The sequence below is a fragment of the Fulvivirga imtechensis AK7 genome (genome assembly GCF_000331535.1).
GTDB lineage: Bacteria > Bacteroidota > Bacteroidia > Cytophagales > Cyclobacteriaceae > Fulvivirga > Fulvivirga imtechensis.
On record NZ_AMZN01000052.1, the window covers coordinates 1 to 14,480 of the forward strand.

At 42.1% G+C, this 14,480-nt stretch carries 11 protein-coding genes; 4 read left to right on the plus strand and 7 right to left on the minus strand.

The features are described 5' to 3' along the window. Positions 1 to 1,575 (plus strand): T9SS type A sorting domain-containing protein (locus tag C900_RS15720; protein WP_040496910.1); only part of this gene is annotated, 1,575 nt, incomplete at its 5' end. A gap of 494 nt (positions 1,576 to 2,069) precedes the next feature. Beyond that, entirely contained in the window at positions 2,070 to 2,990 is a 921-nt protein-coding gene (locus C900_RS15725; protein ID WP_009581026.1) for a mechanosensitive ion channel family protein, read from the plus strand. Here the strand turns inward: C900_RS15725 and C900_RS28540 are convergent, their stop codons facing one another. Then, positions 2,991 to 3,584 carry a DoxX family protein gene (locus tag C900_RS28540; protein ID WP_009581027.1) on the minus strand — a complete coding sequence of 198 codons (594 nt, stop codon included), beginning with the start codon at positions 3,582 to 3,584 and terminating at the stop codon, positions 2,991 to 2,993. It abuts the gene before it with no gap. Between the two features lie 40 nt (positions 3,585 to 3,624). Between C900_RS28540 and C900_RS15735 the strand changes: the two genes are divergently transcribed. Beyond that, positions 3,625 to 4,056 (plus strand): NUDIX domain-containing protein, encoded by a 432-nt coding sequence (locus tag C900_RS15735; RefSeq protein WP_009581028.1) that lies wholly within the window; start codon positions 3,625 to 3,627, stop codon positions 4,054 to 4,056. A gap of 596 nt (positions 4,057 to 4,652) precedes the next feature. On the opposite strand, the gene trxA is transcribed toward C900_RS15735, so the two are convergent. Further along, entirely contained in the window at positions 4,653 to 4,976 is a 324-nt protein-coding gene (gene trxA, locus C900_RS15740) for a thioredoxin (RefSeq protein ID WP_009581029.1), read from the minus strand. 278 nt (positions 4,977 to 5,254) lie between these two features. On the opposite strand from trxA, the gene C900_RS15745 reads away from it, so the two are divergent. After that, positions 5,255 to 6,355: an AI-2E family transporter gene (locus C900_RS15745; protein ID WP_009581030.1), complete on the plus strand. Its 1,101-nt coding sequence runs from the start codon at positions 5,255 to 5,257 to the stop codon at positions 6,353 to 6,355. On the opposite strand, the gene C900_RS28545 is transcribed toward C900_RS15745, so the two are convergent. From C900_RS28545 to C900_RS15770, 5 genes are all read right to left on the minus strand, one after another. Beyond that, positions 6,356 to 7,555: a hybrid sensor histidine kinase/response regulator gene (locus tag C900_RS28545; protein WP_009581031.1), complete on the minus strand. Its 1,200-nt coding sequence runs from the start codon at positions 7,553 to 7,555 to the stop codon at positions 6,356 to 6,358. It lies immediately after the preceding gene. Between the two features lie 4 nt (positions 7,556 to 7,559). Beyond that, positions 7,560 to 11,438, minus strand: coding sequence for a sensor histidine kinase (locus C900_RS30860; protein ID WP_040496911.1), 3,879 nt, complete (start codon positions 11,436 to 11,438; stop codon positions 7,560 to 7,562). A gap of 420 nt (positions 11,439 to 11,858) precedes the next feature. Next, entirely contained in the window at positions 11,859 to 12,437 is a 579-nt protein-coding gene (locus C900_RS15760) for a DJ-1/PfpI family protein (protein ID WP_009581033.1), read from the minus strand. An 80-nt stretch (positions 12,438 to 12,517) separates the two neighbouring features. Next, the gene (locus C900_RS15765; protein ID WP_009581034.1) at positions 12,518 to 13,618 is read right to left on the minus strand and encodes a serine hydrolase domain-containing protein; all 1,101 of its coding nucleotides are present in this window, start codon (positions 13,616 to 13,618) and stop codon (positions 12,518 to 12,520) included. A 27-nt stretch (positions 13,619 to 13,645) separates the two neighbouring features. After that, positions 13,646 to 14,275, minus strand: coding sequence for a LysE family translocator (locus C900_RS15770; protein ID WP_009581035.1), 630 nt, complete (start codon positions 14,273 to 14,275; stop codon positions 13,646 to 13,648). Positions 14,276 to 14,480 lie beyond the last annotated feature (205 nt).

The following is a 14,480-nucleotide window of genomic DNA, read 5'->3' on the forward strand; positions in this document are numbered from 1 at the left end:
TCGGGCAGCGGCTCAGGCTGGTGGATAGATGTTTCCGAGAACAGCAGTTTCCCTGCCGATACAAGAACATTTCACAAACCGATAGATAATGTGACAGGTACCAGCAGCAGTGGCCTTTGCATATGGTATTACAATTGCGCTCAAACATTGGCTCTTCAGCCCGGTAAGACCTACTATTGGAGAATATGGAATGGGTCAACACACACCAACGGTCAGTCCTTTACAGTACCTGGATGTAGCGGAGGAGGTGGCCAAACCATTTATGGTATTCACTTTTGGGCCTCAGGGGCTGGAAATTTAATGAATAATAAGAAGGGCTGGACATTGGAAGTGATCAACGCTGAGAACAATAATCCTCATGCCATAGATGGTTTGATCAATGCCATTAACAATGAAGGAGCATATACTCCAATAGTTAGAATAAACTGGAACTACGGAAATACAATACCGAACCCCAGTTTACATCAAGAGTTCGCTAACAGATGTAGAAGTATTGTTAGCAACCTGTATAATAACTATGGTGTGAAATACTTTCACATAGGCAATGAAATGAACCAGGACTACGAGTATGCGCCTGATGGTGACGGTAAAGGAGTACCTGCCGATGAATATGCCAGTTGTTTTAAAACAGTTTATAGTACCGTAAAGGCTGCAGTGCCTGGCGCCCAGATACTTGTAGGTCCGGTGGCTAACTGGAATGCTGTTGGTCAATATACCTGGACAGGACCAAGAGTTTATTACGACCAATATTTTGACCGTATAGTAAATCAAATTGGTGGACAGTGCGATGGGTATGCCATCCATACTTATGGCATGCATGGCAATGACAACCGCGATTGGTACACCACTCCTGACAGGCCTTTTGCTTTGCAAACCGCCCACCGGGCTCAGAATTCGTGGGGTTTTGGATCCTATAAAGTGATGATGAAAGTACTTGCCAAATATTCATACGCACGGACAAAGCCGGTATTTATTACCGAGACCAATACTTATCACGGCCTCACAGGCCCGGAAGTAGTCAATGGAGATGCACCGGCATTTAGCTATCCATCAGGCTGGATGCAGCAATCTTTTAGTGAGATCAATAGCTGGAATACCAACGCAGCAGGAGAAAATATCTACGGACAAAAAATCAATGCTCTCTGCTGGTTTGTATATGAGGATGACGGAATGTGGAGATATTTTGCCCTTGCTAATAATTATGGTAATTTACCTACCGCCCGCAACGACTTTCAAAATGCAGTTAATTATAACTACGGTTCAAGCGTGTCCCGTATGAGTAATGAAGAACAGTTATCAAACGGATTGATAGATGATGAGACTTTGTCGGAAGAGCTTCCCGGTGGGGTTTACATTTATCCTAACCCAGCAGAACATATACTGCATATCAAGTTGAAAAATCCATCTGAAAAGGCTCATATCATGATTTACACCTTAACCGGAGAGGAGGTATACTCCATAACTTATCAGGGTGAGTTAATCAGTATACCTACATCAGCATTGGAGTCAGGTGCCTACCTTGTAAAAGTGGTGACCACTGATGAGGTTAAAGTGAGTAAAGTACAGATAAAGTAGAAACGTTATTTTTGAAATTGATATGAAGCATTTTCATGGAGCCGTCTCATGTGGATGGCTCCTTTGAAAGTTCAATATCGAAATTCCTCCCAGAGAACTCTGATGCTTTCGAAGACGTGGCTTCCAATGGTTTTCAGGTTCAAATTAGCTTTACCTATTCCAAATCAATTAAATTTTAAGGTTAATATCTAACTTATGCCGATACATTTAAAACAGGTATCCATATTAGCGTTGCACTAACCCACTATAAAGAGCTTTAATAATTCATATTCTCAGCGTCATCTGCCGGGTGACTCTGAGAGTGTGAAAGCTGCCAGCTCAACCTAACACCAAACATCAAACACCTAACACCAAACACCAAACATCAAAACATCAAACACCAAACATCAAACAGAAAACAAGAACAAAAAACAAACGCCACAGCCTGCCTGTTATTTTTTCGAATCTTCAGCCCCTATCGAATGTGACAGTATTTTTTAAATGGTCTCCCGGATATGCAGATGGATATAGTTGAATGGATCAATGAACATTGGGGAATTGCTCCTGAAATTCAACTGAAGGTATTCTATTCAGTGCTGGTATTATTTATTCTGACGGTATTGCGCCAGTTTCTGCAAAAAGCGGTGTTTTGGAGGGTAACGGATTTCAGGCAGAGGTACAACTGGAAGAGCAGCATCCGGTATACCTTTATTATTCTCGGAATAATAGTAATAAGCATTATCTGGGTGGAGGAAGTGGATTCTTTCGCTACTTTTTTCGGTTTGATCTCTGCTGGTTTGGCTGTGGCGCTGAAAGATCCGATCCTAAATCTGGCCGGTTGGCTTTTCATCCTTTTCAGGCGGCCTTTCGAGGTGGGTGACAGGATTCAGGTAGGCGATCAGGCCGGGGATGTAATAGATATCAGAGCTTTTCAGTTTACGCTCAACGAAATTGGCAACTGGGTTGATTCTGACCAGAGTACCGGGCGGATAATTCATGTGCCGAACGGAAAGGTTTTTACCGAAGCGCAGTTTAACTACCATCAGGGATTTAGCCATATCTGGAATGAGATCCGGGTGATGATAACTTTTGAAAGTGACTGGGAAAAGGCGAAGGAAATCCTGGACCGGATAGTAGCCGCTCACGCTGAGACCTTTACTCAATCCGCCAAAAAGCACCTGCTTGAGGCATCTAAGAAGTTTATGATCTTTTACAATACTCTCTCACCAGTGGTGTATACTACAGTGAAGGATAATGGTGTAATGCTCACCATGCGCTATTTATGCCTCCCCAAAAAGCGCAGAGGCACGGAACATGCGATATGGGAAGATGTGCTTAAAGAGTTTCGCAAGCATGCCGATATAGACTTTGCTTACCCTACTCAAAGAATATACTTTAATCCGCAGGAAGGTAAGCAGAAGCAGGCTGATCAATAGCTACTTCCCCGGAGTAACAGCTAACTTGCCGGGTCCGTAGGTAAGCAAAAATAAGCTTACCACCAGCAGGTGAAGGGCGGGAGCCAGGTTGAGGTAAGCGTCACCCCAGTGTACAAATATCAGTGCTACCATAAAATTGCCGACCATGATCAGTGCGGCTATCCTGGTATAAAACCCCAATATGTACATAATGCCGCAGGCAAACTGTGCCACCACGGACACCACAGCGCTCACCAGTGGAAAAGGAAAGTGATGCCCCTCAAGGAAGGTGGAGAATTCAAGCATTCTGTCCCAACTGAATATGTTGTCTTGAGTGCCATAGATCAGCCTGGCGCCAAAAGCCAACCGAATAATTAAGAGGGCATGGTCGCTAAATTTATTTAATTTATGCATAGTGGTGGAATTGAATACATCAATTTGCATATTAGTACCGATATCAGCAATAAAAATGTTACGGAAGGTTGGTGTATATCTTACCCGGATCTGAAATTCCTTCCACAGGTATACATCCTCTAATGAGGATTTTGCAACTATTAGTACATTTATAGCTAAAGGAACATTTATTGCCTTGATGAAAGATAAATAGACATACAACCATGATTGGCAATATTGCTGACCGGTGAAAAAAATAAATATGGCAATTAATCAGAACATTCTTGTTACCGCAGATGCCGTTGTTTTCGGCAAGGAAAATTCAAAATGCGGGTATTTGCTTCTTATAGAACGAAAGAATGAACCTTTTCAGCAGTGTTGGGCATTTCCCGGTGGTTTTGTAGAGGATGATGAAGACCTCCGGCTGGCAGCCGCCAGGGAGCTGGAGGAGGAAACGGGACTCAAAATTTCTGAAGATAAGTTCAGGCAGGTGGGAGCCTGGGGCACCCCCGGGCGCGATCCCAGAGGTAGAACGGTGACCATAGTATTTACCGCGGAAGTTGATATTAACGATCATCAGCTACAGGCAGCCGATGATGCCTCCGATGTTAAGTGGTGGCCGCTGGATAAACTCCCCAAACTGGCCTTTGATCACCAGGAAATACTTGATGCGGTGCTTAAAACGTGTTATTAACTCCGCGTTAATGTAGTACGGCTTAGTCCACATTTTTTATAATTTCATGAATATTATCGTAAGCAACCCAAATAGTGTTTCTACTGTGCTTATACTTCAGCCTGTTCAGGGGTGAGGTGATAAACTCAAAGGGAATACTATAAGTTAACGGCTATGGGCCTCGAGAAATCTCCTCAGTAATTGCCTTTTCTGTTGTTTGACAGAATTATGTGCCATAAGAGTAATAATTCCGGGTACATAAACTGTTTCTTAAGAGACAAAAAAGTAAGACAACGCCTATGGAAAAGCCAAAATCGATACAAAATGCAATCTGAACATCAGAATCCAGCAGTCTCATTATCAATTTGTTATGTAAACTTGTCATTGGTGCCCCAGGGAGGGATCTATGCACAAATAACTGCTTCAAAGGTGTATAGATCTCTCCCCGGGGTCGAGATGACATTAACTAAAGAGGGCGCATAGTTAGTACAGACCTTTACGGAGAGATGTTAATGTAGGATATCCTGCCCTAAAAACAGTTGATCCTACAGCCACTACAAAAAAATAAGGGTAACTGAAGATCAGCTACCCTTATCAATGATTTTTATATTTTCTGGTTATGCCAGTTGAGCATCTAGCTTTTGTGATAGTACGCCTTTAGGCACTGCACCCACCTGCTTGTCTACCACTTCGCCACCTTTGAATACCAAAAGTGTAGGAATACTTCTAATTCCAAATTTAGCCGATACATTAGGGTTTTCGTCTACGTTTACTTTTCCTATTACAGCCTTGCCATCATAGTCACCTGCTAATTCCTCAACAACCGGTCCTATCATTTTACAAGGGCCACACCATTCAGCCCAAAAATCTACAAGAACAGGCTTGTCACTGTTGATGATTTCTTCAAAGTTCGCATCGGTGATTTCTATTGCTTTGCTCATTATATTTTTAATTTATAGGTATAAAATTTTTGTAACCTGTACAATGTTCCAACGCAAATATAACGCTTTTTGTTTCCCCTGGTAGTTGCTGCTTCCATAATTATTATCAATGGTCCGATAGTTGACAGTTATCATCTTCAGAAACGATTTACAATGCCATAGCTGAAGGATAATTATAATTTTTTAAGATGGAATAACAAATCGTGTGAATCCGTTATACCTTTAGTAAACATTTAAGCCTTAGAAGCTTTTGTAGTGTAGTAGAAAATGTAAAGACAGTGAAACAGCTTCCAAAATCAATACAAGTTACCAATATACTCTTCATGATCTGCCTGTTGCTGGCGCTGCTGATCATAGGCCGTGAATTTTTGTATCCGATATTTCTGGCAATACTATTTGCTTACCTGCTTTTTCCGCTGGCTGCCCTCCTGGAAAAATGGCGTTTTCCACGAGTGCTAGCCATACTTTCTTCCATAATTTTAGGTATGGCTGTTATAGGAGGTGCTATGTACTTTTTTTATCAGCAGCTTAAGGTTTTTCTGAATGACTTTCCTGAACTCAAGGAACAGGCTTACAGCAATCTGGACGCTTTGCAGCGCAAAATTGATCTGGTTACCGAAAATAATAATGAGCAGCGGTGGTGGCTTCGCGAGCGAATTGGTGAACTTATCAATAACAGTGGCAACTTATTTAATACTATTTTCAGCGCTACTACCGGTACGGCTGTTAAGATGGGCCTGCAGCCGGTGTTTGTATTCTTCATGCTCTACTATCGCGAACGCTTTAAAAAGTTCATATACATTGTGTTCGGAGAGCACAGCTACGGTAAGGTACGACAAATTCTGGGTGAGGTGTCAGAGGTTACCAAAAACTATATCAGTGGCGTTTTTATCGTGGTTTTTATTCTTTGTTTCCTCAATTCTTTTGGCCTGATGATCGTAGGAGTGGAGTATGCTGTTATGTTCGGAATATTATCTGCTGTAATGAATTTCATCCCATATTTCGGTACGCTGATTGGCGCAATATTTCCTTTGGCCTATACACTGGTTTCGGACGAACCTGCAAATGCTGTCGGGGTGGTGATATTGTTTATGATTATTCAGTTTACGGAAAATAACATTCTTACGCCAAATATCACTGGCGGCCGGGTTGCCATCAATCCATTCTTTACCATACTGGTGATCATAGCAGGAGGGATGGTATGGGGGATCCCGGGTATGTTTATGAGTGTTCCCTATGCGGGGATGGCAAAGGTGGTGTGCAGCCATATTCCCGGACTTCGTCCTATTGCCTTTCTTATTTCCAGAAATAAAGGGTCGCAGTTGCGGAACGGCTGGAAAATAATTAAGGGCTGGTTTGCCGGAAGGAGAAAAGCCTGACTATGGCTGGTTTAGGGTAACAGTAAATGTAGTACCCATGCCTTTGAGGCTCGCCACTTCAATAGAGCCACTGTTCTTCTCCACGAACTCTTTGCAAAGGATTAATCCCAATCCGGTACCTTTTTCACCTGCTGTGCCTTTGGTGCTTTGATTGTCCCCGATATTGAATAGGGTGGTAAGCTTTTCTATGCTCATGCCTACTCCGGTATCGGCTACTACAATTTCGGCCTTCGACTTATCAATAGCTTTTGTCGTGACAGATACTTTGCCTCCCGGTTCTGTAAATTTAATGGCATTGCTTATGAGATTGCGCAGAACAAGTTTCAGATGATCTTCATCCGCATATACTTTCAGTCCATCGGCCAAATCCATCTCCAGGTTGATGTTTTTATTGCCAGCAACGGCAGCTAGTTGTGTGAGTATTTTTTCTATTACCGCATTGACGTCTACCTCTGTTGGGTTGAGGTTGGCCTTGTTCATCTGGGAATAAGCCCAGGTAAGCAGGTTCTCTATGAGCGATAAAACATTTTTGACCGACTTGTTTAGTTCTTTGGAGTATTCGGCCACTTTCTCAGGAGGTAATTGTTTCCCGTTGCCGGCCAGTATTTCGGAAAAGCCGGCAAGCGCACTGATCGGGCTGCGGAGATCATGCGCGACAATGGAAAAAAACTTGTCTTTTGTGGCATTGAGTTCCTCCAATTCGTTGTTTTGTACATTTATTTCTTCTAAAGCCTGCTCCAGCTCGGCTGTTCTTTCTACCACCTTCTGTTCCAACTGTTCATTGATATCTTTTAATTCCTGTACCAGCGCCTGGTTGTTCTTCCTCAGGGTCAGGGCTTCCAGTGCATTATCAATGGTCATTTTTAGCTCATCTTTGTCCCATGGTTTAGTAATGTACCGATACACTTTTCCTGAATTGATGGCCTCGATAATAGCCGATACATCGCTAAACCCGGTAAGGATCATTCTGATCGCAAGCAGGTCTTCGGGGAGCTGTTTCAAAAATTCAATGCCTGTCATGCCGGGCATTCGCTGGTCAGTGATGATGACCGATATATCATTCTCCTGGATTATTTTTAGGCCATCAGCAGCAGATGAAGCTGTGTATATCTCATAAAATCTGCGAAACGATGACTTAAAAACGATCAGGTTGTTTTCCTCATCATCTACATATAATATCTTCGGCTTATTTTCTACCATATTCTTAATTCAAATTTAAAGGCAACTGAATGATAAATTCGGTTCCCTTACCAGGGGCGCTTTCGACCTCGATCTTGCCGCGATGCTTTTCTATGATGCCATAGCTAATGGACAAACCCAGCCCGGTACCTTCTCCTACATCTTTAGTAGTGAAAAATGGCTCAAAGATCTTTTGCTTGAGCTCATCACTCATGCCTTTTCCGGTATCCTTTATCCTGATCATAATACTGCCATTTTGTTGCATGGTTTTGATCATGATCTTTCCGGGGCCATCAACGGCTTGTATGGCATTATTCAATATGTTCATAAATACCTGGTTCAGTTGCCCGGGATAACAATTGACAGGAGGCAGGTCCTCGTACTCTTTAACTACTTCTATCCGGTCTGACATCTGATTCCGTAAGATCACCAGTGTAGAATCAAGACCCTCATTAATATTGGCCTTCTTTAATGAATCTTCATCTAGCCTTGTAAAGTTCCTCAGGCTCTTGATTATTTCCGTTGTTCGGTTTGCCCCGGCTTTTATACTCTCTAACAATTGAGGAATTTCGACCAATAAATAATCAAGATCAAGCTCTTTTTTTAACTGATCGATCTCCAGGAGTAGATCGCTATTATTGTTACCGGCCTCCAGTAGGGCGTATTTTTGAAGTATCTCGCTGAGGTCCTGATAGTTAGTGCTTAAAGAATCGATGCCGGCCGACACGAAATTAATAGGATTGTTGATCTCATGCGCTACACCAGCGGTAAGCTGCCCAAGGGAGGCCATCTTCTCTGACTGTACTAATTGCGTCTGAGTGTGTTTCAGGTCTTCAAGTGTGGTGGTCAGTTCCTCATTGATCTCATTGAGTCGCAGGTAGGCATATGAATTATCCAGGGCAATGGCCGTATATGCCGCCAATGTCCTCAAAATGTCCAGATGAAATGGTTCGTATGCCTGTCTTTTAAAGCTCTGCACAGTTATGACTCCTATGATCTTATCCTTCAGTTTTATAGGCAGGTATATGAGCGATTCCGAATGTCTGGCTCCTGCTGTGGGTTCTATGTCAAGAGTCGAGATATACCGGGTATATTCCTCTTGCAGATCATTGATAAATACTTCCGTGGAGTTATTAAAACACCATACCGCCATTTTGTTGGTAGCATTCAGGGGCTGAGTAAAAGCCGGTAGCTCAATGCCGCTTTCATAGGAGTATTTGAAATCAATAGTGTTGTTCTCCTCATTGACCAGGCCTACTCCAAAAGAGTCCGATTCCATCAGCGTATTGATGCTTGTATATAGCGTTGATATGATACTCTTCAGATCCAAAGTGGAGGTAATGCTTTGTCCGATTTGGCTCAGGGTGGTTAGATTTTTGTAAGATTTTTCTACAGCATTTTTCTGCTTTTCAATCTTCTCCTTTTGCTGACTTATCTCTGCAGTTCTGTTTTGCACGATAGTTTCCAGTCGCAAATTGTCTTTTTTAAGTTTGTTGGAATATCCATTAACCACCAGATAAAGGAAGCCAACAGTAGCAAACAGGTAAGCTATGTAGGCATAAGGGGTTCGATACCAGGGGGGAAGCACGGCAAAAGAGTAGGAAGCTTCTTTTCCAACTATATCATATATGTTTTTGGCTTTTACCTTAAACGTATAGTTGCCCTCGGGCAAGTTAGTGTATTCTTTTTTTGTTTCCCTGTTCCAGGCTGACCAGGATTCATCATAGCCATCTAACTTATAGGAATATAAATTTCCATATTCATGCTCGAAAGCGGTTGCAGCAAATTGAAACGACATCGAATTGTTTACATATGCGAGTGTCGGTGTCATAGAAACTGGTTGTGAAGTAGATACGCGATGTTTTACAATGGAAGGACCATGATAATTGGAAAGATAGGCCCCCTTGAATATGATAGAATCGTTGGCTGTCTCAACTTTCCTGATCAATACATCAAAGAGGTGTTCATTGTTATAGTTATACTTGCTATCATAACGGAAAAGCCCATCGGGGGTGCCAAACCATAGTATACCGTCTCTATCGGTATAACCGGTAACCTGATTTTCAGGTGACACCACTATGCTTTTAAATTGACTTTCCTCAAGAGAGTAGCCATCACGGGTTTTAATGAACATACCTTTGCCTTTGTCGGAGTCAAACCACAAGTTACCCTTGTTATCTTTGTTGAGGTAGTAGATCCATCGTTCTTCATGCCGAAGGGCGTTGTCAAAAAGGGGATGTTTTTCAAATATATCTTTATCGGAATTATATCTGTAAATACCCTTTCTGGTAGTAACCAGGACCTCATTGTCAATATTGAAAAAATAATTCCAGTTAAGTGTAGGAATGCCTTCGGCAAGGCCATATCTCCGGATGGAGCCGGTCATGTCATTTCTTCCCGCCAAATGCGCCTCCCAGTCGTGAATATTCATTTTAAAAACGCCCCCGTATAGAGTGCCTATCCATATATTGCCATAGTTATCGGGTTTTATACTTCGGATCTCTTCCTGAGGCATATTTATTTTTCCTTCTTTTTGCCACTTGCCATCTGCATACCTGAGGGAAACAACCTCACCGATGAGCCCAACAAACAGCCTGTCGGGAAATAAGGGGGAATTGCAGATGGCCCCGATTCTTCCGCTGAAGACCTTTGTAGCCCGGGTGCCACTTATTTCGTACAGGCCATCACTACCAGTCAGGAGGAGTTTTTGTTTGCCAGGTTCATCCGGAATATTAAATTTTGTCAATTCCCAGCACTGTGTATTGACATTGGTTATTTGCTCAAACCGGCTGTTATCATTTAATACGAATACACTTTGGTGAGTGCTTACATACAGCCTGTCTTCATGTCTGTTTATGGCTAATATTCCTCCATTCAATCCCGAGATCTGGTCAAAAACAGTAATTGGTGAAATGACATCTACTTTTGAAATACCGTTGGCAAGGGCTATCCAAAGAGCGCCATTGCTGTCAGAGTATAAGTTATAAATGATTTGATACTGAAGACCTTTCGTTTCATCAAGGTGTAGCAGCAGGTTTCCATTTCTGTCGATTACAATCAGCCCTTCCTTTAGCGTAGCCAATGCTATGTTGCCATTGGCTAATACTGTTCCATGATATATTCTGCTGCCTGAAAGCAACTCGTTGACCGGACTGTCAAATTGCTTGATAGTATGCTGTTGTGTATCATAAAGAAACAGACCTCGATTTCTGCTGCCGATTAATATTTTTTCATCAAATGGCACCATGGCTGAGATCTCCTCTTTCTGAAATAGCTTACCATTTTTTACTGGAATTAATGAATCATTTTCCATAACCATTAGGCCTGTGCTATCCTGTCTGAGGTAAATTTTGTTATGCACCAGGAAGCTCCTGTGATAGGCATTATTGAGGGGCCAGCTTTTTATTTTTCCATTTTTGTATTGAAACATGATGTTAAAAGACTGGAAAAAAACTTCGTCACCTTTTACAAGGGTGGTCCATATATCGGAAAATGCGTGCTCCTCTTTTGACAGCAGGTGCGTTAATGAGTGATAGGCTAAATCCCCTTCCTGGTTAGGCTCCAGGTAACCAAATTCGCCCACAGCGCCTACGAAGATCACTCCCTCATCATTAATGGCTAGTGAACGTACAATCGATTTGTTGTTTATCGGTATCAACTTCCATGATACACCGTCATATTCCAGTACACCTTTGTTATTGCCAAAATACATTACTCCCCGCTCGTCCTGAATTATTGCCCAGTTTTGTGTATTGGCATTGTATTCTTTCGGGGTGAAGTTTTTAATAAAAGGTAAGCCCACCTCTCGCAACTGCGCATCCGCCTCTTGCACGACCAGGGCATATAAGAGAAATGATATAGACAATGAGAATATCGTGCGGGTAGTTAATCCAGGTGCCAACATATAACTATTTCGCAACAAACACTGTTCCTTAACTTTCAGTTCGTTACAGCACTCAATACAACAGAGTTTTTAGCTGTATTGGGGCATAGATCGGGTTTGTTTTTATTACTATTCTAATAGTGTTTGTGCTTGAACCGGAATATGGAGGAAGAAGTAGCGGTTGCATTACTAATGTAATGTAAACATGTAATTTAATGTGAAAACTGTACAGTCTGCAATATAATCGGGAAATTATGTACAATATAGATAAAATTTAAGATGTAACTTATTTCTTGAAATGACAAAGTCGTAGCTGAATTTTACATATATAAGGGCGATTTCTGTTGCTCCTCCATGAGCGCCTCCGTACCCGAAATTTATGGTTCTTCTTTTGGGATGTCCTATTTCATATTGGGATTAACCGGTGATGAAAGAAGTGGGTTAAGGCATAAGATCATATTCCATTCGCTTGGCTGTATGCTGGGATATATCGGCACCGTACAGCCTTTCAATCAGGTGAAAAGACATATTTATTCCGGCAGAGATGCCACCAGATGTTATTATTTTGCCTTCATCCACAAACTTTACACCAGTATGAACCTTGACATCAGGGAATTCTGTTTGCAGTCGTTCGGTATCCATCCAATGGGTGGTAGCCTTCCTTCCTGAGAGTAGCCCCGCTTTTGCCAGCAGCAGCGCTCCTGTACATATTGAAGCCATGATTTGAACCTGATCATATCGTGTTTTGATCCATTCTATGGTGGTAGCATTATTAATCTCAATTTCTTCCGCACCATAACCTCCGGGTATAATCACAATGTCAAACTGAGGCCGGTCATCAAAAGAAAAGTCAGGAATAATGGTAAGGCCATTTCTTGCTTGAATGGGATCTTTGGTTTGGGCAATGGTTTTTACTTTGAAGAGCTTTTTCTTGTCCTTCTCAGCGAGCGAAAGCACTTCGAAAGGCCCTGCAAAATCCAGTACTTCGACTTCATTGAAAAGGAGAATACCTATATTCATCAGATAAAATTATTTTCTATACTGGTTTAAATGATATCTTTCGTGTCAACTTCAACTGTCGCAAACCCAGGAACTCCTGTTTACTTCAATCCAGCCTTTGACAACTTCCTGAGTACTTTGAGCATAAAAACAAAGCTCTGGCGTACATAGTTAAGCAGATTAAAGTTGCCAATAATATAGACATCCATAGCGGCATTATAGAACATGAAGGAACCGATGGCCCCGGCATTGCCCCAAATATTGTATTTTCTGGACATCAGGAACGGGAATGCATGTGTACGCACATTCATAAGCCCGTAACCATAGTCCATCCCCAGGTTAAATTTACTCCAGTCTTTCATCTTGTCGAAGCTCTCAAAACTTATTAGTTCATGGTTAACCAACGCTTTCATAAATTTCAACAGGTCTTCTGAAGTGGAGGTGATGCCTCCTCCGGCATAATCGATAGAGAGGCTTGGGTAGTCGATAACATTGACCCGATTTACATAAAGGCCTGCCCGGGGATGCTGACTGGCAACGGCGGGTTGTGAATAGCCGGTCAGGTAAGATTGCTTCATATCCAGCGGCTTAAAGATAAGATCATGAAGTACCTGATCGAATTTTTTTAGTGTTACCTTTTCAATAAGCAATCCCAACAAGTGATACCCGGTATCTGAATAGTGAAAGCCACTTCCGGGAGGAAAGCGTGCCGGTAAATTCTTTTTTGTCCAGCCGATTGTCTCCTGAGGTGTCCATACACGTGAAGGCTCCTCAAGTATCCGGTCCAGTATTGGCCTGCCTCTTTTAGGTTTATCGGTGAAATAATCGGCAATACCGGATGAATGATTGAGCAGATGCCTGATCTGTATGTCATAAGTGTAGTCACGCCCCTTATACAAATGAAGCCCTGTCAACAGCTCCTCCGGCAGATAGTCAACAACACGGCTGTGATAGCTGATCATTTCTTTTTCTTCCAAAATGGCAAGTATTACAGCCGTGAAAAGCTTGCCAATACTGGCGATGTGGTATGGTTGATCTTTGTGTGCCGGGGTGCCATCTGTATGACCTGCCGCCATATTGAAATGGATGTCATGCCTGTCTGAATGTACTAATAAGTAGGCGTTGTGCAGCTTTTTATTATTTTTCACCTTTTCCCGGAGGTACAGGTCTATGGATGCATGTATGTTTTCAATATTCACCATTTAATAAAGGATCTCTGGGGTAACGTTCTACTTGCTTCTTTCCAATGCAACCTTCAACCCAAGCAGGATAAAAACTACACCTGCTGACCGGTTGATCCACTGCTCTACATGCTGATTATGCCTGATAAAAGAAGCAAACTTTGCAGATAGTAATACAATGATCATTGTCCACAGTGTAGCAGTTGCTACAAAACTCATACCCAAAATAAGATACGGACCAGGGTTCTGTGAATGTTGTAGTTGGATAAACTGTGGTAAAAATGCAAGGAAGAACAGTGCTACCTTTGGATTAAGCACATTGGTGAGCATGCCGGAAAGGAAGATCTTTTTTCCGGAAAGCTCATGTTGTATACGGATCAACTGGTTTTTTTTGGAAGAAGTCAGAGATTTGATACCTAAGAATATAAGATAGCCAGCTCCAAGATACTTGATGATATTAAAAGCCAGCGCAGACTGTGCAATAATAAGTGACAGTCCGAAGGCTGCAGCAAATGTATGCAGGATTATACCTGAACTTATACCCAATACAGAGTAAATTCCTGCCTTTTTGCCCTGAGAGATGCTTCTGGCCAGGATATACATAGTGTCAGCTCCGGGGGTGAGATTTAAAATAATCCCGGCCAGTAGAAACGCTCCAAAATTTTCAATTCCGATCATATCCGGTGGAGTTAAAATTAAGAGTTCAAGATAAAGTATTTTTCCTGAATTTTTATCCAAAAAAGAATGTGGACTATTGAATTTTTAGATAAGATGCAAGGCGTTATTAAACGAATAGATTGCCAGCATGAAGACCAGAGTAGATGTAAAGGCACAAGTGAGGGCTATTGCCTAACACTTGCACCAAGTAGCCCGCAGAGTCATC